This window comes from Paenibacillus sp. O199, from assembly GCF_001636635.1.
Classification (GTDB): Bacteria; Bacillota; Bacilli; order Paenibacillales; family Paenibacillaceae; genus Paenibacillus; species Paenibacillus marchantiae.
Map to the genome: position 1 here is coordinate 279,995 of NZ_LGRP01000003.1, position 326 is coordinate 280,320.

The window sequence follows — 326 nt, forward strand, 5'->3', positions numbered from 1 at the left end:
GTAGAATGACATAAAGTCGCCAACCAAGAAACTCCTTGTAAAACAAGGGGTTTTAAATTTTTAGTAGGGAACTTCTTGTCAATTTTTAGTGACATAAAGTTCCCTACCAGGCTGGAATTTGACATAAAGTTCCCAACTGTCCTGGAGAAGAAAAGAAGTTAGAGATCAATTCTTTTTGCTGAGATGGATAGTGTTCAGTGGAAGTGTTTATAATGTTGTGTCAAGTACAATATTGCGATACAAGTTCATTTTTAAACAAAGAACTTAGCCCGATTAATGAATATACATATTCTCCATTAGATCATCTGGGTCATAGGAACTCTGAT